The following is a 20082-nucleotide window of genomic DNA, read 5'->3' on the forward strand; positions in this document are numbered from 1 at the left end:
AGACAGGCTTTGGATTTTCTCGCGCCGCTTCCATGCTCTCGAAACTGACCCGCTGGTTCGACGACCGCCGCCGCGACCGCGCGCTGCGCAGCCATCCGATTGCCGATGCGTTGTGGCAGGACACCGTCGCGCGGCTGCCGTTCCTCGACGCGCTCGTCCCCGGCGATCTCGGCCGGCTGCGCGAATTGACGAGTTTGTTCATCGCGAAGAAGTCGTTTTCGACCGCACACGGGCTGGAGCTCACCGACGAGATGATCGTCGCGATCGCCGCGCAGGCGTGTCTGCCGGTGCTGAATCTCGATTTGTCGCTCTATGACGGCTGGGTCGGCGTCGTCGTGTATCCGGGCGAATTCGTGATCCGCAAGACCGTGCAGGACGAAGACGGCGTCGTCCATGAAGTCGAGCACGACGCGAGTGGCGAAGCGTGGGAAGGCGGCCCCGTGATCCTGTCGTGGGAGGACGCGCAGATGACGGACGGCCGCGATGCGTACAACGTCGTGATCCATGAGTTCGCACACAAGATCGACATGGTCAATGGCGCGGCCGACGGTTATCCGCCCCTATTTCGCCGGTGGCACGCGCCGCACCTCGACGCGCAAGGCTGGGCCGACGTGTTCGAACACGCATACGACCAGTTCTGCGCGAGGGTCGACGCGGTGCCGGAGCGCGCGTGGGCGCGCTTCGAGCGCGACTCGCTGATCGATCCCTATGCGGCCGATCACCCGTCGGAGTTCTTCGCGGTGTGCAGCGAGGCGCTGTTCGTGCGCCCGCGCGCGTTCGAGTCCGAATTTCCGGAGCTGTACCGGTTGCTGGCCCGCTACTACCGGCAGGATCCGGCCCGCGCCGGCGCCCTCGACGGATGATGAAAATTATTCGTCAACCGTCTGATTTTCTGGCATAATCGCCGTTTTTCGACCTTAGGCAAGTGGCTCGCGCCGGGCTTGACGTTGGCCGAATCGCACGGTTTCGCGCGGTCCGGCACGGCAAGCGGCGGGTTGGCTACCGCTCTCACCAAGGAACATCATGAAACCTGGCATTCACCCGGACTACCGCGAAGTCGTCTTCCAAGACATGTCGAACGGCTTCAAGTTCATCACGCGCTCGACGATCCAGACGCGTGAAACGATCGAACACGAAGGCAAGACCTACCCGCTCGCCAAGATCGAAGTGTCGTCGGAATCGCACTCGTTCTACACGGGTCAGCAAAAGATCATGGACACGGCAGGCCGTGTCGAGAAGTTCAAGAACAAGTTCGGCGCACGCGCCAGCGGCAAGGTCGCGAAGTAAGCTTCGCACCGCTCCGGTGGTTGCATTGCACCGGTACCGCACGAAAGGGCAGCCCAGGCTGCCCTTTTTTGTCTCCGCTCGCCGGACAACCACGGGCTGCCGGCCGGCGGCCCGGCAATCGTCTGACGCGCAACGGCCGGCGCGTCTACAATGCCGGATGCTCGAATCCGGCTCGGCCGCGCACGCCCTCGCCGGCCGCCCGCCCATAACAAATCGCTCACCTGCATGAAGCCTGTCGTTCGTCTCACCGCCTCCGCCACGCGCGCGCTGCCGCGCTGGCTGCTGCTCACGCTCTGCCTCGTCTACGCGGCGTTCGGGCTGTTCGGCCGCGATCCGTGGAAGAACGAGGACGCGGCGGGCTTCGGCGTGATGTGGACGATGGCCACCGGCGGCTGGCACGACTGGCTGCTGCCGAATCTCGTCGGCAAGTTCATCACGACCGACGGGCCGCTCGGTTACTGGCTCGGTGCGGTGTCGATCCGCGCGCTGGCGCCCTGGGTCGACGCGAGCAACGCGTCGCGCGTCGATACCGGCGTGCTGTTCTGCGTCGCCTGCGCGTTCGTGTGGTACGCCGCATACCTGCTCGGCCGGCGCGCCGAGGTACAGCCGTTCAAGTATGCGTTCGGCGGCGAGCCGGAGCCGCGCGACTACGGCCGCACGCTCGCCGATGGCGCGCTGCTGATCCTCGTCGCATGCTTCGGACTCGCGGAACGCGGCCACGAAACGACACCGCAGCTCGCGCAATTCGCGTGGATCGCGATGTTCGTGTACGGAATCGTGCGCGGCATCGACAAGCCGATGCAGGGCGCACTGTGGTGGGGTGCGGCGATCGGGCTCGTCGCGCTGTCCGGCAACCCGGTGCTCGTCGTCGCGCTCCTCGCCGGCACGGCCGCGCTGTGGCTCGTCACGCCGGAGATGCGCAACCTGCGCCTGCCGCTGATCGGGCTGCCGCTCGCGGCCGCGATCTTCGCGCTGTGGCCGCTCGCTGCGTTCACCGCGGTGCCGGACGACGCCGCGTGGTTCTTCAACCAGTGGATCCACGGCAGCCTGATGCGCTTCTCCGGTCCGCCCACCGCAGTGCTCGGCTATGCGGCGAAGAACCTGCCGCTGTTCACGTGGCCGGCCTGGCCGCTCGCGATCTGGGCGTGGTGGAGCTGGGCCGGCATGCGCCGCCGCGCGCACATCGCGATTCCGCTGTCGGTCGTGGTGCCGCTCGTCGCGCTCGTGATCCTGCAGAGCCAGCAATCGAACCGCATGTACATGCTGTTGCTGCCGCCGCTCGCGGTGCTCGCGACGTTTGCGCTGCCGACGCTGAAGCGCGGCGCGATCAACGCGATCGACTGGTTCGCGGTGCTGAGCTTCACGATCCTCGGCACGTTCGTGTGGCTCGTGTGGCTCGCGTCCCTCACCGGCTTTCCGCATCCGCTCGCGCGCAACCTCGCGCGGCTCGTGCCCGGCTACGAACCGCACTTCAAGATCCTGTCGTTCATCTGCGCGGTGATCGTCACCGTATGCTGGTGCCTGCTCGCGCGCTGGCGCATCTCGCGCCAGCCGAAGGTGCTGTGGCGCAGCGTCGTGCTGTCGGGCGCGGGCACCACGCTGATGTGGGTGCTGCTGATGACGCTGTGGCTGCCGATCGTCAACTACGGCCGTACGTATAGCGACGTCGCGAAGCAGATCGCATCGCATCTGCCGAAGGACTACGAGTGCATCTCGCCCGTGCGGCTCGGCGATGCGCAAATCGCGACCTTCGCATACTTCGGCGACATGCGCTTCGAATTCTCCGGCGAATGCGACGTGATCCTGCGCCAGGACCGTGCGGACTTCGGCGAGCCGAGCGCGATGTCGCGATACGTATGGCGTCTCGTGTGGGAAGGCCGCCGCGTGGCCGACCGTGACGAGCGCTTCCGCCTTTACGAGCGGATCGAACGGCCGGTCGCGCCCGTCAAGCGCCGCGGCCCCCGCCGCCGGCTAGCCGATTGACGATGTTGGCCGACATCCGCCGGATCGTCGGGCTCGCGTGGCCGGTGCTCGTCGGCCAGCTCGCGATCATTGCATTCGGCGTGCTCGACACCGCGATGGTCGGCCGCTATTCAGCCACCGATCTCGCGGCGCTCGGCCTCGGTTCGTCGATCTACGTGTCGGTCTACATCGGGATGACGGGCATCCTGTCCGCGCTGCAGCCGATCGCCGGCCAGTTGTACGGCGCGCGGCGTTATGCGGAGATCGGCGAGGAAGTCCGCCAGGCGCTGTGGCTCGCGCTGATGCTGGCGGTGCCCGGCTTCCTGCTGCTGCATTTTCCCGAACCGCTGCTGCAAGTCGCGCACGCGCCGCCCGCGCTGCACGACCGCACCGTCGACTACTTGCGGATCCTGTCGTACGGGCTGCCGGCCAGCCTCGTATTCCGCATCTACAACGCGCTGACCAACGCTGCCGGCAAGCCCCGCCTCGCGATGATCTTGCAGATCGGTGCACTGCTGCTCAAGTTTCCGCTCAACGTGTGGTTCATCTTCGGCGGGTTCGGCGTGCCGGCCCTCGGCGGCCCCGGTTGCGGGCTCGCGAGCACGCTGATCAACTGGGCGCTCGCGCTGATCGGCTTCATGCTGCTCGCGAAGCTCGACGTGTTCTCGCCGCTCGCGATCTTCTCGCGCTTTTGCCGGCCCGTGTGGGAACGCCAGAAGGCGTTGCTCAAGCTCGGCGTGCCGATGGGGCTGTCGTACCTGATCGAGGTGACGTCTTACACGTGCATGGCGCTCTTCATCGCGCAATTCGGCACGACGACGCTCGCCGGCCATCAGATCGCCGGCAACATCGGTGCAGTACTGTACATGACGCCGTTGTCGATCGGCGTCGCGGCGTCGACGCTCGTCGCACGCGCGCTCGGCGCCGGCCGCGCCGACGAGGCGCGCCTGCTCGGCCGGCACAGCGTGATGCTCGCGTGCATGATCGCGGCCGCCTACGGCGTGCTCGTGTTCACGCTGCGGCCGCTGATCGTCGGCGGCTACACGCCGAACCCGGCCGTGGCCGCTGCCGCGCTGCCGCTGGTCGCGATCGTGACCTGCTATCACTTCTTCGACGCGCTGCAGATCACGTCCGCGTTCGTGCTGCGCGCGTACAAGGTCGCCGTCGTGCCAACCGTCATCTACGCGGTCGCGCTGTGGGGCTTCGGGCTCGGCGGCGGCTACGTGCTCGGCTTCGACGTCGGCGGCATCGCGCCCGCGTGGCTGACGGGCGCACGCGGCTTCTGGTTCGCGAATACGGTCAGCCTGATGCTTGCGGGCGCGGGACTCGCGCTGTACCTGCGCCACGTCAGCCGCACGCACGTGTCCGTGCGCCGCTGACACACGGGCCGCGACCTACGGGCGCTCCAGCACGTCGGCAGCGTGATACGACGAACGCACGAGCGGGCCGGCGACGACTTCCCTGAAACCGAGCGCGAGCCCCTCGTCGCGCCACGCGGCGAACGCGTCGGGGCTCACGTAGCGCCGCACCGGCAGGTGGTGCGCGGACGGCGCGAGATACTGGCCGAGCGTCAACACGTCGACCTCATGCGCGCGCAGGTCCCGCAGCGTGTCCCGAACCTCGTCGTCGCGCTCGCCAAGCCCGAGCATCAAGCCGGATTTGGTCACGAGCGTCGGGCGCGCGGCCTTCGCCCGTGCGAGCAGCTCGAGCGAACCGCGATAGTCGGCGCCGGGGCGCGCCGCCCGATACAGCGACGGCACCGTTTCGATGTTGTGATTGAACACGTCGGGCCACGCCGACGACAGCGCGTCGAGCGCACGCGCAACGCGGCCGCGAAAATCGGGCGTCAGCACCTCGACGCCGATCCCGGGCACACTCGCGCGCACGGCCGCGATGCAGGCCGCGAAGTGCGCGGCGCCGCCGTCGCGCAGGTCGTCGCGATCGACCGACGTGATCACGACGTAGCGCAGCCCGAGCGCCGCGACCGCATCGGCAAGCCGCGCCGGTTCATCCGCGTCGAGCGGTTCGGGGCGGCCGTGCGCGACATCGCAAAACGGGCAGCGCCGCGTGCACAGTCCGCCCATGATCATGAAGGTGGCGGTGCGCTGCGCGAAGCATTCGCCGATGTTCGGGCACATCGCCTCCTCGCAGACCGAATGCAGCCGATGGTCGCGCAGCACGGCCGCCATGTCGGCCACAGCCCCGCTCATCATCGGCCGGGCCCGCAGCCACGGCGGCTTCGGCAGCCCCGCGCCGGCCGCGGGCTCGACGCGCACCGGAATGCGCGCGAGCTTGTCGCGGCTTCTCGCGCCCGGTTGACCGAGCGCGGTGAGACTGGGTCGTTCGAGCGCGGCGGCCATCGTCAGTCTCCGAGGAAGGCGGCGATCAGGCGGTTCACGTCGGCAGCGGCTTCCATCTGCACCATATGGCCGCTGCCGGCGATCACCTCGGTCCGCACGCCGTCCGGCAGGCCCTGCGCATGCCGAGCGGGAATCACCTGGTCGCGCTCGCCCCAGATCACGAGCGTGCGCGGCGCGAGCGACGCGAGGCGGTCGCGGAACACGCGCCGCTGCGTCGCGCCGTCGAACGCGGCGTTCGCGATCTTCTCGAGCGCGGCCTGCACGCCCTCGAGCCGCTTGTACTTGACGAGATCCTCGACCAGTTGCCGCGTGACGAGCGCGTCGTCGGCGAACAGCGCACCGAGGTGCGGCTTCAGCGTATTGCGGCTGTTGCCGGCGACGAAGCCGTCGATGTAGTCGCGGTTGATGTCGGCGCCGAGGCCGGCGCTCGCAATCAGCGTCAGCGACGCCACGCGTTGCGGCGCGCCGTCGGCCAGCGTCATTGCCACCGCGCCGCCCATCGAATGGCCGATCAGGTGCGCGCGGTCGATGTGCTGCGCATCGAGCAGCGCGAGCACCGCGTCGGCCAGCTCGTCGAGGCTGCCGCTGTCGACCGCCTTGCCCGACTCGCCGTGGCCCGGCAAATCGAGCGCCCACACCGGCCGGTGCGCGGCGAGTTCCGCGTGATTGAACAGCCAGTTGTTCAGATCGCCGCCGAAGCCATGGATCAGGACCGCGGGCGTGCCGGAACCGTCACCGAGCTTCAGGAAACGGATCGTGCGTCCGCCGATCTGTGCCTTTTCGGGCTGCGGGCCCGCTGCGTCGTCGGCGGCCGCGCTCGGCACGAAATCGCGCTGAAATTCGGCGATCGCCGCATCGATGTCGGCATCGCTTGCATCGGCCGCCGCGACCACGCCGAGCAGCGCACCGACCGGCAGCGTGTCGCCCTCCTGCGCGATTTGCCGGCGCAGCGTGCCGTCGAACGCGCACTCGACGCCCGACGAGATCTTGTCGGTCTCGACGTCGAGCACTTCGTCGCCCTTCGTCACGCGCTCGCCGATCGCCTTCAGCCAGCCGTTGACCTGCCCGTGCTCCATCGACAGCCCCCACTTGGGCATCGTGATCATGTGAATCGACATCGTGTCAGCTCCTCGTCTTCAGAACCGCCTGCGCGATCGCATCGGCGGACGGGATATACAGGTCTTCCAGCACGCCGGCGAACGGCGCCGGCGTATGCGGCGCGGTCACGAGCTCGATCGGCGCCTTCAGCGAGCGGAATGCGCGCTGCGCGACGAGCGCGGCGATGTCGGTCGCAATCGAGCAGCGCGGGTTGGCTTCGTCGACGACCACCAAGCGCCCGGTGCGCGCCGCGCTTTCGAGAATCGTGTCCTCGTCGAGCGGCGACGTCGTGCGCAGGTCGATCACGTCGACATGGATGCCGTCCTTCGCGAGCTTCGCGGCCGCGTCGGTCGCGAAATGCACCATGCGGCCGTACGTGACGATCGTCGCGTCGTCGCCTTCGCGCACGACGTTCGCCTCGCCGAACGGAATCGCATAGGACTCCTCCGGCACGTCGTCTTCGCGCGTATAGAGCAGCTTGTGTTCGAGGAAGATCACCGGATCGTTGTCGCGGATCGACTGGATCAGCAGCCCCTTCGCGTCGTACGGCGTCGACGGGCATACGACCTTCAGCCCCGGAATGTGCGTGAACAGCGACGTGAGCATCTGCGAATGCTGCGCGGCCGCGCGCAGCCCGGCGCCGTACATCGCGCGGATCACGACCGGCGTCACGGCCTTGCCGCCGAACATGTAGCGGAATTTGGCGGCCTGGTTGAAGATCTGGTCGAAGCACACGCCCATGAAGTCGATGAACATCAGCTCCGCGACCGGCCGCATTCCGCACGCGGCCGCGCCCACCGCCGCGCCGATGTAGCCGCCCTCCGACAGCGGCGTGTCGAGCACGCGGCCCGGAAACTTGTGGAACAGCCCTTTCGTCACGCCGAGCACGCCGCCCCAAGCGTCGTCCTCGCCCGGCGCGCCGGCGCCGCCTGCGTTGTCCTCGCCCATCACGATCACGCTGTCGTCGCGCGCCATTTCCTGCGCGAGCGCTTCGTTGATCGCTTGCGAATAGGTAATCTTCCTTGCCATGTCTGTCTCCTGAAATATTCGGTCCGTCACGCGCTGCGTGCCGGCTGCGAGCCGCCTGCGGCCAACCGCTGGCTGCGGGCTGTTGCGTCAGATCTCGGTCACGGGTAAGACACGTACACGTCGGTCAGCAGATCGGCCGCGTCGGGCAGCGGCGCGGCCTTCGCCTGTGCGACCGCGTCGTCGATGAGCGCTTTTACCTGAGTGTCGACCGCTCTCAGTTCGTCGGTCGTCAGCACCTCCGCGCGCACGACGCGCGCTTCGAAATGCTTCAGGCAGTCCTTCTCGTCGCGCAGCTTCTGCACTTCGCCCGGCGCACGGTAAGTCTGCGCATCGCCTTCGAAGTGGCCGAAGTAGCGGGTGAACTTCACCTCGACGAGCGTCGGGCCGCCGCCGTTTCGCGCGCGTGCAACCGCTTCGCCGAGCGCCTCGTGCACCGCAAAGAAGTCGAAGCCGTCGACGATCACGCCCGGCATCCCGAAGCCGTTCGCGCGATCGGCGATGTTGTCGGTCGCGACCGACCAGCTCGACGACGTCGCTTCCGCATAGCCGTTGTTTTCGGCGACGAAGATTGCCGGCAGCCGCCACACCGACGCGAGGTTCATCGATTCGAAGATCACGCCCTGGTTCGACGCGCCGTCGCCGAAGAAGCACACGCCGACACCGCCGGTCTTCCGGTGCTTGGCCGCGAGTGCCGCGCCGCATACGAGCGGGCCGCCAGCGCCGACGATGCCGTTCGCGCCGAGCATTCCCATCGCGAGATCCGCAATGTGCATCGAGCCGCCCTTGCCATGGCAGACGCCCGTCTTCTTGCCGTAGATCTCGGCCATCATCCCGTGCACGTCGACCCCTTTCGCGATGCAGTGGCCGTGCCCGCGATGCGTGGTGGCGACGTAATCGTCCAGGCCGAGGTGCAGCATCGTGCCGACCGCGGACGCCTCCTCGCCTGCGTACAGGTGAACGAAACCGGGGATTTCGCCGGTCGCGAACTCGACGTGCAGGCGCTCCTCGAATTCGCGGATCGTGCGCATCAGCCGGTAGGCGTCCAGCAGCGTGTCCCTGCTGAGCTGTGTCGATACGGTCATGTGTGTCTCCTGAGTAGGTCTGACTGCGAATGCCGTCGCGGCAAAGCCGCGGCGACGGATTGCACGGCTTGCGCCGTCAATGGAACGTGAAGCCGCTGCCGTCGACGTTCAACGCACGACGCTGGCGACCCGCGGATCGAGAGCGGCCGTCATGACGGCGCCTCCTCGATCGTCGATACGGATACCGAAACTTGTTTTCGGGCTGCGCATGCTCACCCGCGCCACGCGCCGGCTTCGCGCAACACCTGTCGCGACGATGCGTAACGCAACGTGCGACCCACGTCCAGCGTCAACGGCCCGCGCCAGTCGAGCGCGACCTCGTAGCGGTCGCCGCGCGCGAGCTCGATCTCGCGCTCGCCGTCGAACGCGAGCGTGCCGTGCTCGACCGGAATCGTGTGCCACGCGTCCGGCTCGAGCCGCTCGCAGCTGCGCATCACGACGCGATCGACGCGCCCCGGTGCGATGGGCGCGACGAGCGGCGTGCCGGCCGTCTTGCCGTCGGTGGCGAAGCGCATCGCGAGCCCGTGCGGCGCGCTGCGATCGAGCGGCGCCCACGCGCCGCCGAGTGCGGACAGGCCGATGCCGTCCGGCTCCGCGAACGTCAGGTAAAGCGAATCGATGTCGTCGGGCCCCGAGATTGCGCGTGCGCCGATGAAGCGCTGGCGCGCCGCGCACACGTCGACGAGCGCGATCTCGTCGCGCCCCGCGTTCGCGCCGGCGACGCAGCGCACGACGAGCCGCTTGTTACGCACGAACGCGACGTCGGCCGGCACGGCGCCGGTCGCGGCGAGCCCTGCGGCAACGCCCGCGATGGTCGCCTCGCGATGTTCGGGAAACGCGTTGTTGGTGCCGGTGGACAGCGCGACGAGCGGCGTCGTGCCGCAATGCGCGGCGACAGCGCGGTGCGTGCCGTCGCCGCCGAGCACGACGATCAGCGCGGCCTCCATCCGATGCATGTACGCCGCGCCGGCGTGCGTGTCGGCGACGGTATCGGAAATCGGCAGATCGACGAATTCGACCTCGGGCCAGCGTTCGTGCGGCGCGACCGCGCGATGCGTGTCGAGCGCGCGCATCAGCAGCGTCGCGATGCCCGTCTTGTCGCGCAGCGTCAGCACGCGCTCGACGCCCATCGCGCCGAGGCCGGCCAGCAGGCGCACGACCATATTGGCCTTCTCGGCGGTCGGGAACACCGATGCATGCGTCGTCAAACGGCGAATGTCGCGCCCCGATGCAGGGTTCGCGATCACGCCGACGGTCACGGGCGTCGTCACGGGCTTGTCTCCATCCAGTGGACCGGCGCTCGCACGCCGGCCCTGCTTCTGTCGTCCGCGGCCGTCGAGGACAGCGGATCGTCGTCGCCGACGCGACAGCGCCGGACTTGCCCGTCATATCTGCAAGCGGCGTGCCACCGTATGTGCGGCGACCGCGAAACCCGCGCCCGGACTGGCTCGGCGGCGCCGCCCGTTGTCGCGATCCATTGCTCCGGCAACCGGACAACACGCGAAACCGCGCGCGCGTCTCACGTGCTCGCTGCCCATGTTCATCCGTTTCGGCCCGTCGAATTGCGGAGCGATCCGGCGTCGCGCCCACGCGCACCGGGGCGCGGCGTGCATCGGCGTGCTGCTCGCCGTCGTCGCGCGCGGCGAGCTTGCGCGTCTCAACCGCGCGAGACCGGCTGAGATGCCGCTGAGACGAACGTCTCATGCCGCGCGCGTGCTGCGATGCAATGTGATCCGCGCCGGCGGATGTGCTACAAGAACATCGCATTCCCCGCCGTACGGAACCGGAGCCGACCATGCCCTATGCCGTCCCCCAGGCCCAGCACGCCGACCGTGTGCTCGGCGCGCTCGCCGGACGCCTGCCCCCGCCGGCCGATTCGGCGCGCCTGGTGTCGTCGTGGCAGCGTTCGCTCGAGCGCTATGCGCTCGATCCCGCTTCGTCGATCGGCCCCCGGGTGCTGACCGCGGCCGAGCTGCGCGAAGTGCGCGACAAGGAAGAGGCGTTCCTGCGCGCATCGGGTCAGTGTCTGACGCGCCTGCACGACATGATTCGTGTTGCCGACTATTGCGTGATGCTGACCGACGCGCACGGCGTAACGATCGACTACCGGATCGATCGCGAGCGCCGCACCGACTTCCGGCACGCGGGGCTGCACATCGGCTCGTGCTGGTCGGAAAGCGAGGAAGGCACGTGCGGCGTCGCAAGCGTGCTGACGGATCTCGCGCCGATCACCGTGCACAAGACCGACCACTTCCGCGCGGCATTCACCACGCTCACGTGCAGCGCGGCGCCGATCTTCTCGCCTGCCGGCGAATTGATCGGCGTGCTCGATGCATCGGCCGTGCAGTCGCCCGACAACCGCGACAGCCAGCGGCTCGTGTACCAGCTCGTGCGGCAGAGCGCGGCGCTGATCGAGGACGGCTATTTCGTGCACAGCACCGCGCAGCACTGGATACTGTTCGGTCATCCGAACCGTCATTACGTCGAGGCGCAGCCCGAATGGCTGATCGCGTTCGACGAATGCGGCAATATCGTCGCCGCGAACCGGCACGCGCGCGACGCGCTGCCCGCGCTGCGCGAACCGCGTCATATCGACGAAGTCTTCGATGCGACCGAAATGCCGCTGCGCGATGCCGCGCGGCTCGATGCGATCGTCACGCTGCGGCTGCGCGCGACCGGCGCACCGCTCTATGCGCGGTTGCGCGCGCCGCTAAAGCGCGCGGGCCGCGAAACCGGCAGCGCGTCGCGCCGGCCGGGCGCCGCGCAGCGTCACGTGGGTGCGCTGACGCCGTTCCTGCAGAGCAGCGACACGCGCGTCGCGCAGCAGGCCGAGCTCGCGCTGCGCGTGGCGAGCAAGCGGCTGCCGATTCTCGTGCTGGGTGAAACCGGCGCGGGCAAGGAAGTCTTTGCCCGCGCGATCCACGATGCAGGCGCGCGGCGCGCGCGGCCGTTCGTCGCGGTCAATTGCGGCGCGCTGCCCGAGGCGCTGATCGAAAGCGAGCTGTTCGGTTACGCAGCCGGCGCGTTCACCGGTGCGCGCAAGCACGGCGCGCGCGGCAAGATCGCGCTCGCCGACGGCGGCACGCTGTTCCTCGATGAAATCGGCGACATGCCGCTCACGCTGCAGACGCGGCTGCTGCGCGTGCTCGCCGACGGCGAGGTCGTGCCGCTCGGCAGCGATACGCCGGTGCGCGTCGATCTCGACGTGATTTGCGCGACACACCGCGATCTCGCACGGATGGTCGCCGATGGCACGTTCCGGGAGGATCTGTATTACCGGCTGAGCGGCGCGACGTTCGAGCTGCCGCCGCTGCGCGAGCGCGCGGACGTGCGCGACGTGATCGCCGCGGTGTTCGCAGAAGAAGCGCAAGCGACCGGCCACGTGCTCACGCTCGATGCGACGCTCGCCGAGCAGCTTGCCGCGTATGCGTGGCCCGGCAACGTGCGTCAGTTGCGCAACGTGCTGCGCTACGCGTGCGCGGTGTGCGACGCCGCGCGCGTGACGCGGCGCGACCTGCCGTCCGATCTCGCCGCCCAGCTCGGCGGTGGTCCGTCCGGCGGGTTGCCGGACGACGAACGCAGCCGTATCGTAGCGGCGCTCACCGCGCATCGCTGGCGACCCGACGCAGCCGCGCAGGCGCTCGGCATCTCGCGCGCGACGCTGTACCGGCGCATCGCGAAACACCGGATCGTCGCGCCGCACCGCGTCTGATGCGTGCAGCGCGACCGTACGCTGCGCGCCGTCACGCGGCGTGCGCGGCCGTGCCCGCCGCACTGCCGCCGTTGCCGTTTCCGGCTGCCGCATCGCACCGCGTGAACACTTCATGCGCTGCGAACAGCGCGTTGAGCGCGGCCGGAAATCCTGCGTACACGGCCATCTGCATGAAGACCTCGACGATCTCGTCGCGGGTGCACCCGACATTCAGCGCGGCCTCGATGTGCACCTTCAGTTGCGGCTGCGCATTGCCAAGCGCGGCCAGTGCGGCGATCGTCGCGATCTCCCGCGCCTTCAAATCGAGCTGCGGCCGGCTATAGATGTCGCCGAAGCCGAATTCGACGAGCAGCCGCCCGAAGTCCGGCGCGATCGGCGCAAGCGCCGCGATCACGCGCTCTCCCGCTTCGCCGTCGATCTCCTTCAGCTTGTTCCAGCCGCGCGCATAGCGGTCTTCAACGAGTCGTTCCATTGTGTGGGTCCTGTTCCGGGGATGATTGACAAGGGCTCGCCCGTCGTTCCATCTCACGCTCCTGCGCCTCGTAGTACGCGATCTTGTCGCCGATCGCGTCGAGGCTCGCCTGCAGCTCCGCGATATGCGCACGCACCGCGTCGCGATGTGCGCTCAGCAGCCGCCGCCGTGCGCCGAACGTCGACTCGCCTTGCGCGCGCAGCGCGGCGAACTGCTGCATCTGCACGATCGGCATGCCGGTCGCCTTCAGGCGCATCACGAAGGCCAGCCAGTCAAGGTCGGCCGGCGCATAGAGCCGGTGTCCGGCCGCCGTGCGCGAAATCGCGCGCAACAGCCCGGCTTGCTCGTAATACCGCAGCGTATGCGTCGACACACCGGTCAGTTCGGCGACCTGCCCGATCGTGAGCGGACCGGCGGCGCGGGAGGTGGAGAGGGTTTTCGACATGGCAGGAACAAGGTTAGGAGTTAGAGTTCACTCTAAGTCAAGCATTGTCGGATGGCCAGGGCCGACAATTTCCGGTTCCGCACCTCGGCGCCGCCCACACCGTAAAGAATGGTCAAAACGGCCGCCGCACAGGGCCTTCCTTCTTTACAGCGACGCAAGCCTTCAGCAAGATTCGGTCAGCCTGTCTTAAAAAGGGCACGCATTTGTCCTATGCTTAACGGCGACGCCCGGCCGGGTTGCGCACCGCCGTCCGTTGCAACAGCCATTCATCCGTCAGAACCAGGGAGCCTGTGCCATGCTGAAAAAGCTGCTGATGCTGTTCGTCGCGTTATCGCTGTCGGTTGCCGCCGGACTCGCCGCGGCCGTCGAAGTCAACACGGCCGACCAGGCCGCGCTCGAATCGGTGAAGGGCCTCGGGCCCGTGAAGTCCAAGGCGATCATCGACGAGCGCACCAAGAACGGCCCGTTCAAGGATGCAGACGATCTCGCGAACCGCGTGAAGGGTCTCGGCACGAAGTCGGTCGGGCATCTCGAGGAAAACGGTCTGACGATCGGCGGTTCGTCGACGCCGCCGAAAGGCGTGAAGCTGTCGAAGCCGGCCACGGCGTCGGCGGGCACCACCGCACCGTCCGCATCGACGACCGCGACGGCCGGGACAACGGCAACCGCACCGGCGACGACGGCCAGCGCCCCGGAAGCCGCATCGAAGCCGGCCAAGAGCAAGCGCGCGTCGAAGATGGAGAAAGCGGCCGCAGCTGCGGCGGCCTCGGCTGACGCAGGCGCGAGCGCGCCGGCCGCGGCGTCGTCCGCGAAGGCGACGAAGGGTTCGAAGAAGAAGAACAAGAAGGACAAGGCAGCCTCCGCCGCCGCGGCGTCGGGCGCCTGATGTGCGCTGCGCGCGCGACGGCGTGCGCGCGGCATTTCGATCAACGGGCGCCGGCGTTACGGCGCCCTTTTCAGTGAAGGTGAAGAACCATGGGTCTCCTCGACATCGTCGGCGGTCTGATCGGCGGCCAGGCCGGCGGCAACTCGCAAAGCGCGCTCATCACGACCGCGCTCGAATTCATCAACAACCAGCCGGGCGGCCTCAACGGGCTGATCGAGAAGTTCAAGGCCGGCGGCGCGGGCGACATCATCGGCTCGTGGGTGGGCACCGGCGAAAACCAGCCGATCTCGCCTGACACGCTGCAGAATGTGCTCGGCTCGGACGTCGTCGGCTCGCTCGCGAGCAAGGTCGGCATCGATCCGGCGCAGGCGTCGTCGATTCTCGCGCAGGTGCTGCCGCACGTCGTGAACCACGCGACGCCGAACGGCGAAGTGCCGGCCGGCGGCCAGGTCGACACGTCGAACGTGCTGGGCGCGCTCACGCAAATCGCCGGCATGTTCGGCGGCAACAAGGCCTGAGTCCGCACGCTTCACGGCCCGGGCGTCCGCTACGCGCGTTTCGGCCGCCCGATATGCAAACACCCCGCCGAAGCGGGGTGTTTGTTTTTGCGCGCGCGGTGTGAACCGGGCATGCGAGCGGCTACCGTCGATCAGTGCACGACGCGATCGAACACGAACTGGCCGTCGTTGACGTCGACCGGGATCACGTCCTTCGGACCGAAGCGGCCCGCGAGGATCAGCTTCGCGACCGGGTTCTCGATCTCCTGCTGGATCGCGCGCTTCAGCGGCCGCGCGCCGAACACCGGATCGTAGCCGACCTTCGCGATCTGCTCGAGCGCCGCCGGCGACACGTCGAGTGCCATGTCGAGCTTCGCGAGCCGGTCGTGCAGGCGCGCCAGCTGGATCTTCGCGATCGACTCGATGTTGCTGCGGTCGAGCGCGTGGAACACGACGACGTCGTCGATCCGGTTCAGGAACTCCGGACGGAAGTGCTGCTTCACTTCGAGCCACACCGCGTCCTTGATCTCTTCCTGCGGCGAACCGGTCATCGCCTGGATCACCTGCGAGCCGAGGTTCGACGTCATCACGATCACCGTGTTCTTGAAGTCGACCGTGCGGCCCTGCCCGTCGGTCATGCGGCCGTCGTCGAGCACTTGCAGCAGCACGTTGAACACGTCCGGATGCGCCTTCTCGATCTCGTCGAGCAGGATCACGCTGTACGGCTTGCGGCGCACGGCTTCCGTCAGATAGCCGCCTTCCTCGTAGCCGACGTAGCCCGGCGGCGCGCCGATCAGTCGCGCGACGCTGTGCTTCTCCATGAACTCGCTCATGTCGATGCGGATCAGGTGCTCTTCCGAGTCGAACAGGAACGACGCCAGCGCCTTGCACAGCTCGGTCTTGCCGACACCCGTCGGGCCAAGGAACAGGAACGAGCCGTACGGACGGTTCGGATCGGCGAGCCCCGCGCGCGAACGCCGAATCGCATCGGCCACCGCGCTGATCGCCTCGTCCTGGCCGACCACGCGCTCGTGCAGCTTTTCCTCGATGTGCAGCAGCTTCTCGCGTTCGCCTTGCATCATCCGCGACACCGGAATCCCGGTTGCGCGCGACACGACTTCCGCGATTTCTTCCGCACCGACCTGCGTGCGCAGCAGACGCGGACGCGTCGGGTTGTGCTGCTCCTGCTCTTCGGCCTGCGTGACCTGCTTCAGTTGCGACTCGAGTTGCGGCAGCTTGCCGTACTGCAGTTCGGCGACCTTCTCGAGCTTGCCTTCACGCTGCAGACGCGCGATGTCGGCCCGCACTTTCTCGATTTCCTCTTTCAGCTGTGCGCTGCCCTGCACCGCGGCCTTCTCGGCGGTCCAGATCTCTTCCAGGTCCGCATACTCGCGGCCGAGGCGCTCGATCTCTTCCTCGATCAACTGCAAGCGCTTTTGCGACGCTTCGTCCTGCTCCTTCTTTACCGCCTCGCGCTCGATCTTCAGCTGGATCAGCCGGCGATCGAGCTTGTCCATCTCTTCGGGCTTCGAATCGATTTCCATCTTGATCTTCGATGCGGCCTCGTCGATCAGGTCGATCGCCTTGTCAGGCAGGAAGCGGTCGGTGATGTAGCGGTGCGACAGCTCCGCCGCCGCGACGATCGCCGGGTCCGTGATGTCGACGCCGTGGTGCAACTCGTACTTCTCCTGCAACCCGCGCAGGATCGCGATCGTCGCCTCGACGCTCGGCTCGTCGACGAGCACCTTCTGGAAGCGGCGCTCGAGCGCGGCATCCTTCTCGATGTACTTGCGGTATTCGTCGAGCGTGGTGGCACCGATGCAGTGCAGCTCGCCGCGCGACAGCGCCGGCTTCAGCATGTTGCCTGCGTCCATCGCGCCTTCGGCCTTGCCGGCGCCGACCATCGTGTGGATCTCGTCGATGAACACGATCGTCCGGCCTTCGTCCTTCGCGATGTCGTTGAGCACGGCCTTCAGGCGCTCCTCGAACTCGCCGCGGTATTTCGCGCCGGCGAGCAGCGCGGCCATGTCGAGCGACAGCACGCGCTTGCCCTTCAGCGTCTCGGGCACCTCGCCGTTGACGATCCGTTGCGCGAGCCCTTCGACGATCGCGGTCTTGCCGACGCCCGGCTCGCCGATCAGCACCGGGTTGTTCTTGGTGCGGCGCTGCAGGATCTGGATCGAGCGGCGGATTTCGTCGTCGCGGCCGATCACCGGATCGAGCTTGCCCGCGCGCGCGCGCTCGGTCAGGTCGACCGTGTATTTCTTCAGCGCCTCGCGCTGGCTTTCCGCGTCCTGGCTATGCACTTGCGAGCCGCCGCGCACCGCGGCGATCGCGGCTTCGAGCGACTTGCGCGTGAGACCGTGCTGGCGCGCGAGCCTGCCGGCTTCGCCCTTGTCGTCGGACACGGCAAGCAGAAACATCTCGCTCGCGATGAACGTGTCGTTGAGCTTCTGCGCTTCCTTGTCGGCCTGATTCAGCAGCCCGGCCAGCTCGCGGCCGATCTGGATGTCGCCGCCCGTGCCCGTCACTTGCGGCAGGCGCGAAATGGCTTCGTTCAGCGCGCCCTGCAGCGCCTGCACGTGCACGCCCGCGCGCGACATCAGCGAGCGGGCGGAGCCGTCCTGCTGCGCGACCAGCGCCGCGAGCACGTGAACGGGTTCGATGTATTGATTGTCGCGGCCAGCCGCGAGGCTTTGCGCGTCCGCGAGTGCTTCCTGGAACTTGGTGGTTAGCTTGTCGATTCTCATTGAGTGAGACCTCCAATTTTCGATTAACACCAAGATGAGGATGGTTATACGGGTTTCAAGCGGAATTCCGGTTGATTCAGCGCAAAAATTGGCAGGCGGGCGCGCCGCAGCCCTCGCCGGGCACTGCAGCGGGACGAGCGGTGCGGTGCAGGCGTGTCAGGCCTTCGACGATGCTTCGGCTGACACTTGCGCGTCGCCGTCAGACGCGGCGCCGCGCACGGGCGTGACCGGACGAATACCGAGCAACGTGACGAGCGGCGACGCGGGCACCGCCAACTCGCCAATCGTATGACGATCGAGTTCCGCGAAGAACGCATCGCGCGCGGCCGCCAGCACGCCCTTCAGACGACACTGCGGCTCGATCACGCAGCCGCGCGACTCGCCGTCGGCCGCAAAGCAGCCGACCAGCGCAAAATCGTTCTCTGTCGCGCGCACCACCTGGCCGACGGTCAGCTGCAGCGAATGGGGGTACAACCGCAGCCCGCCGTTGCGCCCGCGAACGGTATCGACCCAACCGAGCTCGCCGAGCTGCTGGACGACTTTCATCAGATGGTTCTTCGACACGCCGTAGGCGTCCGAGATCTCCTGGATCGTCGCGAGCCCCTCGCCGCGCACGGCAAGGTACAGCATGACGCGCAGCGAGTAGTCGGTGTAGTCGGTGAGTCTCATGAGCGAATACGGAAAGTTGTTGATCGTGCCGCGATTACGCAAACCGGGTCAATCCGGACGCACGCCGGGCCGGCTGCCCGACACCATCTGAAGGCCCGGGGTTGCCGGAACCGCCCGCGCGCAATAAGATGCATTCAATCTACGCATTATTCTTGCCTGGGTGGACGCTATTTTGCGTCAAAATCCGACCGGCGTCCCACGCATTGTCCGCAGTGCCGTGCCACCCGGCGCGTTGTGGCCCCGTCGCCCATATTCCGATTTTCCCGGCCCTTTTTGCCATGACTGTCCTGCCCGCTTCGTCCGATACCGCGCCGGCCCGCCCGCGCGACGCCGAACCCACCGAACACAACATCCGCGAGCTCGTGTACGCGTTCTACGATCGCGTGCGCGCCGATCCGCTGCTGGGCCCCGTATTCGACGCGAAGCTCGAAGGCCGCTGGGACGAGCATCTGCCGAAGATGGTCAGCTTCTGGTCGAGCCTCGTGCTCGGCACCAAGGGCTATCGCGGCAACGTGCAGCAGGCGCACCAGCCGCTCGACGGAATCGAGCCCGCACACTTCAGCCGCTGGCTGTCGCTGTTCCTGAGGACCGTGGAGGCCCGCTACGAGCCGGCGGCGGCCGTCCGCTTCATGGAACCGGCGCTGCGGATCGCGCAGAGCCTGCAGCTGAGCCGCTTCGGTTGGGATTACCAGATTCCGCCGGAGCAGCAGGCGTTGCTCGACGCAATCGCGCCGCGCCGCCGCGACACGAGCGACGATCCGCATGCGCTGCCGTCACGCGCGCGCGGCGAGCCTTTTCCGACCCGAATCATCGGCCGCGGCGTCGATTCGGACGCGTAACGCGGCGAAGCAGCGCCGGCTCACCGCGGCACGGCGTCGCACGATGTGGCCGCCGCGCTCATCGCCGCGTGTTGCCCGATTCGACGCCCCAGCGCGCGAGCGCCGCATCGTCGCTGCTGCGCGCATCGACCCAGCGCTCGCCGTCCGGCGTGGTTTCTTTCTTCCAGAACGGCGCCTCGGTCTTCAGGTAGTCCATCACGAACTCGCAGGACGCGAACGCGTCGCCGCGATGCGACGCAACGGTCGCGACCATCACGATCTGATCGAGCGGCAGCAGCGGGCCGACCCGATGCACGATCGCGACGTCGATCCCGGGCCAGCGGCGGCAGGCGTCGGCGGCGATTTTCTCGAGCGCCTTCTCGGTCATCCCCGGATAGTGCTCGAGCTCCATCGCGGCGACCGAATCGCCTTCGTTCAGGTCGCGCACCGTGCCGACGAAGCACGCGACCGCGCCGATTTTCGGGTTGCGCGCACGCAATGCCGCGACTTCTGCGCTGAGGTCGAAATCGTCCGTCTGTACTCGTACCGTAGCCATTGTCTGTCTCTGTCGATCGGAGTTAGCGCTTTAGCGCTTACTCCGATCCCATGCTTCGCGGTCGATCGGAGTTAGCGCTTTAGCGCTTTACTCCGATCCCATGCTTCGCGGTCGATCGGAGTTAGCGCTTTAGCGCTTACTCCGGTCCCATGCTTCGCAGTCGACCCGATTTAGTCGGGCCACATGCAACGCTCAGCCGCCCGTCACCGGTGGAAAGAACGCGACCTCGCAACCGTCGGTCAGGCGCGTGCCGGGATCGGTCATCTCGTGATTGCACGCCATGCGCAGCGCGCGCCCTTCGGCAAGCGTCTCGGCCCACGCGCCACCGCGCAGCCGCAGCCACGCACGCACGTCGCCGACGGTCGCCACGCCGTCCGGCACGTCGGCCTGCTCGTCGGACACACCGAGCGCCTCGCGCACGCTTGCAAAGAATTTCAGCTGGATCTTCATGGTCGGGAA

At 67.7% G+C, this 20082-nt stretch carries 19 protein-coding genes; 8 read left to right on the forward strand and 11 right to left on the reverse strand.

Annotated elements, in window-relative coordinates; all coding sequences use genetic code 11:
- Positions 1-32 precede the first annotated feature (32 nt).
- From WK25_RS08880 to WK25_RS08895, 4 genes are all read left to right on the forward strand, one after another.
- Entirely contained in the window at positions 33-863 is an 831-nt protein-coding gene (locus WK25_RS08880) for a zinc-dependent peptidase (protein ID WP_069241448.1), read from the forward strand.
- Positions 864-1023: 160 nt separating this feature from the next.
- Positions 1024-1287 (forward strand): type B 50S ribosomal protein L31, encoded by a 264-nt coding sequence (locus tag WK25_RS08885; RefSeq protein WP_040144297.1) that lies wholly within the window; start codon positions 1024-1026, stop codon positions 1285-1287.
- Positions 1288-1437: 150 nt separating this feature from the next.
- Positions 1438-3270 carry an ArnT family glycosyltransferase gene (locus WK25_RS08890; RefSeq protein ID WP_144245444.1) on the forward strand — a complete coding sequence of 611 codons (1833 nt, stop codon included), beginning with the start codon at positions 1438-1440 and terminating at the stop codon, positions 3268-3270.
- A 2-nt stretch (positions 3271-3272) separates the two neighbouring features.
- On the forward strand, positions 3273-4628 hold the full coding sequence (locus tag WK25_RS08895) for an MATE family efflux transporter (RefSeq protein WP_069241449.1): 1356 nt from the start codon (positions 3273-3275) through the stop codon (positions 4626-4628).
- 15 nt (positions 4629-4643) lie between these two features.
- Here the strand turns inward: WK25_RS08895 and lipA are convergent, their stop codons facing one another.
- The 5 genes from lipA to WK25_RS08920 all read right to left on the reverse strand — a co-directional run bounded on the left by lipA (position 4644) and on the right by WK25_RS08920 (position 10089).
- Complete coding sequence (gene lipA, locus WK25_RS08900; protein WP_069241450.1) at positions 4644-5609, reverse strand: lipoyl synthase; 966 nt, start codon at positions 5607-5609, stop codon at positions 4644-4646.
- Positions 5610-5611: 2 nt separating this feature from the next.
- Positions 5612-6727 (reverse strand): acetoin dehydrogenase dihydrolipoyllysine-residue acetyltransferase subunit, encoded by a 1116-nt coding sequence (locus tag WK25_RS08905; RefSeq protein ID WP_069241451.1) that lies wholly within the window; start codon positions 6725-6727, stop codon positions 5612-5614.
- A 4-nt stretch (positions 6728-6731) separates the two neighbouring features.
- Entirely contained in the window at positions 6732-7736 is a 1005-nt protein-coding gene (locus tag WK25_RS08910; RefSeq protein ID WP_069241452.1) for an alpha-ketoacid dehydrogenase subunit beta, read from the reverse strand.
- 98 nt (positions 7737-7834) lie between these two features.
- Positions 7835-8818 (reverse strand): thiamine pyrophosphate-dependent dehydrogenase E1 component subunit alpha, encoded by a 984-nt coding sequence (locus WK25_RS08915; protein ID WP_040144303.1) that lies wholly within the window; start codon positions 8816-8818, stop codon positions 7835-7837.
- Positions 8819-9030: 212 nt separating this feature from the next.
- Positions 9031-10089, reverse strand: coding sequence for an ATP-NAD kinase family protein (locus WK25_RS08920; protein ID WP_069241453.1), 1059 nt, complete (start codon positions 10087-10089; stop codon positions 9031-9033).
- 524 nt (positions 10090-10613) lie between these two features.
- On the opposite strand from WK25_RS08920, the gene WK25_RS08925 reads away from it, so the two are divergent.
- The gene (locus WK25_RS08925; protein ID WP_059547601.1) at positions 10614-12530 is read left to right on the forward strand and encodes a sigma-54-dependent Fis family transcriptional regulator; all 1917 of its coding nucleotides are present in this window, start codon (positions 10614-10616) and stop codon (positions 12528-12530) included.
- 31 nt (positions 12531-12561) lie between these two features.
- Here WK25_RS08925 and WK25_RS08930 read toward each other — a convergent pair whose 3' ends face one another.
- Both WK25_RS08930 and WK25_RS08935 read right to left on the reverse strand, forming a co-directional pair.
- Positions 12562-13002 carry a carboxymuconolactone decarboxylase family protein gene (locus WK25_RS08930; protein ID WP_069241454.1) on the reverse strand — a complete coding sequence of 147 codons (441 nt, stop codon included), beginning with the start codon at positions 13000-13002 and terminating at the stop codon, positions 12562-12564.
- Complete coding sequence (locus tag WK25_RS08935; RefSeq protein WP_069241455.1) at positions 12986-13447, reverse strand: MerR family transcriptional regulator; 462 nt, start codon at positions 13445-13447, stop codon at positions 12986-12988. The genes WK25_RS08930 and WK25_RS08935 overlap by 17 nt, the downstream gene beginning before the upstream one ends.
- A 295-nt stretch (positions 13448-13742) precedes the next feature.
- Between WK25_RS08935 and WK25_RS08940 the strand changes: the two genes are divergently transcribed.
- A complete protein-coding gene (locus tag WK25_RS08940) occupies positions 13743-14333 on the forward strand; it encodes a ComEA family DNA-binding protein (RefSeq protein ID WP_069241456.1) in 591 nt (196 codons plus the stop codon).
- 89 nt (positions 14334-14422) lie between these two features.
- Positions 14423-14851 (forward strand): YidB family protein, encoded by a 429-nt coding sequence (locus tag WK25_RS08945; RefSeq protein WP_040144309.1) that lies wholly within the window; start codon positions 14423-14425, stop codon positions 14849-14851.
- Between the two features lie 131 nt (positions 14852-14982).
- Here WK25_RS08945 and clpB read toward each other — a convergent pair whose 3' ends face one another.
- Positions 14983-17580 carry an ATP-dependent chaperone ClpB gene (gene clpB / locus WK25_RS08950; RefSeq protein ID WP_040144310.1) on the reverse strand — a complete coding sequence of 866 codons (2598 nt, stop codon included), beginning with the start codon at positions 17578-17580 and terminating at the stop codon, positions 14983-14985.
- A gap of 156 nt (positions 17581-17736) precedes the next feature.
- Positions 17737-18249, reverse strand: a complete 513-nt coding sequence (locus tag WK25_RS08955; RefSeq protein ID WP_040144311.1) for an Rrf2 family transcriptional regulator — start codon at positions 18247-18249, stop codon at positions 17737-17739.
- A 278-nt stretch (positions 18250-18527) separates the two neighbouring features.
- Between WK25_RS08955 and WK25_RS08960 the strand changes: the two genes are divergently transcribed.
- Positions 18528-19088: a group III truncated hemoglobin gene (locus tag WK25_RS08960; RefSeq protein WP_069241457.1), complete on the forward strand. Its 561-nt coding sequence runs from the start codon at positions 18528-18530 to the stop codon at positions 19086-19088.
- Between the two features lie 58 nt (positions 19089-19146).
- Here WK25_RS08960 and moaE read toward each other — a convergent pair whose 3' ends face one another.
- Together moaE and moaD are read right to left on the reverse strand one after the other, a co-directional pair.
- Complete coding sequence (gene moaE, locus WK25_RS08965; protein WP_040144313.1) at positions 19147-19623, reverse strand: molybdopterin synthase catalytic subunit MoaE; 477 nt, start codon at positions 19621-19623, stop codon at positions 19147-19149.
- A 192-nt stretch (positions 19624-19815) separates the two neighbouring features.
- On the reverse strand, positions 19816-20073 hold the full coding sequence (gene moaD / locus WK25_RS08970; protein ID WP_040144314.1) for a molybdopterin converting factor subunit 1: 258 nt from the start codon (positions 20071-20073) through the stop codon (positions 19816-19818).
- Positions 20074-20082 lie beyond the last annotated feature (9 nt).

It is taken from the genome of Burkholderia latens, from assembly GCF_001718795.1.
Classification (GTDB): Bacteria; Pseudomonadota; Gammaproteobacteria; order Burkholderiales; family Burkholderiaceae; genus Burkholderia; species Burkholderia latens_A.

Coding starts and splice junctions, on each gene's coding strand:
- WK25_RS08910 (WP_069241452.1), bottom strand. CDS start 7,736: ATGGCAAGGAAGATTACCTATTCGCAAGCGATCAACGAAGCGCTCGCG.
- WK25_RS08955 (WP_040144311.1), bottom strand. CDS start 18,249: ATGAGACTCACCGACTACACCGACTACTCGCTGCGCGTCATGCTGTAC.
- lipA (WP_069241450.1), bottom strand. CDS start 5,609: ATGGCCGCCGCGCTCGAACGACCCAGTCTCACCGCGCTCGGTCAACCG.
- WK25_RS08960 (WP_069241457.1), top strand. CDS start 18,528: ATGACTGTCCTGCCCGCTTCGTCCGATACCGCGCCGGCCCGCCCGCGC.
- WK25_RS08895 (WP_069241449.1), top strand. CDS start 3,273: ATGTTGGCCGACATCCGCCGGATCGTCGGGCTCGCGTGGCCGGTGCTC.
- WK25_RS08880 (WP_069241448.1), top strand. CDS start 33: ATGCTCTCGAAACTGACCCGCTGGTTCGACGACCGCCGCCGCGACCGC.
- WK25_RS08915 (WP_040144303.1), bottom strand. CDS start 8,818: ATGACCGTATCGACACAGCTCAGCAGGGACACGCTGCTGGACGCCTAC.
- clpB (WP_040144310.1), bottom strand. CDS start 17,580: ATGAGAATCGACAAGCTAACCACCAAGTTCCAGGAAGCACTCGCGGAC.
- WK25_RS08890 (WP_144245444.1), top strand. CDS start 1,438: ATGCCGGATGCTCGAATCCGGCTCGGCCGCGCACGCCCTCGCCGGCCG.
- WK25_RS08885 (WP_040144297.1), top strand. CDS start 1,024: ATGAAACCTGGCATTCACCCGGACTACCGCGAAGTCGTCTTCCAAGAC.
- WK25_RS08935 (WP_069241455.1), bottom strand. CDS start 13,447: ATGTCGAAAACCCTCTCCACCTCCCGCGCCGCCGGTCCGCTCACGATC.
- WK25_RS08925 (WP_059547601.1), top strand. CDS start 10,614: ATGCCCTATGCCGTCCCCCAGGCCCAGCACGCCGACCGTGTGCTCGGC.
- moaD (WP_040144314.1), bottom strand. CDS start 20,073: ATGAAGATCCAGCTGAAATTCTTTGCAAGCGTGCGCGAGGCGCTCGGT.
- moaE (WP_040144313.1), bottom strand. CDS start 19,623: ATGGCTACGGTACGAGTACAGACGGACGATTTCGACCTCAGCGCAGAA.
- WK25_RS08940 (WP_069241456.1), top strand. CDS start 13,743: ATGCTGAAAAAGCTGCTGATGCTGTTCGTCGCGTTATCGCTGTCGGTT.
- WK25_RS08930 (WP_069241454.1), bottom strand. CDS start 13,002: ATGGAACGACTCGTTGAAGACCGCTATGCGCGCGGCTGGAACAAGCTG.
- WK25_RS08905 (WP_069241451.1), bottom strand. CDS start 6,727: ATGTCGATTCACATGATCACGATGCCCAAGTGGGGGCTGTCGATGGAG.
- WK25_RS08945 (WP_040144309.1), top strand. CDS start 14,423: ATGGGTCTCCTCGACATCGTCGGCGGTCTGATCGGCGGCCAGGCCGGC.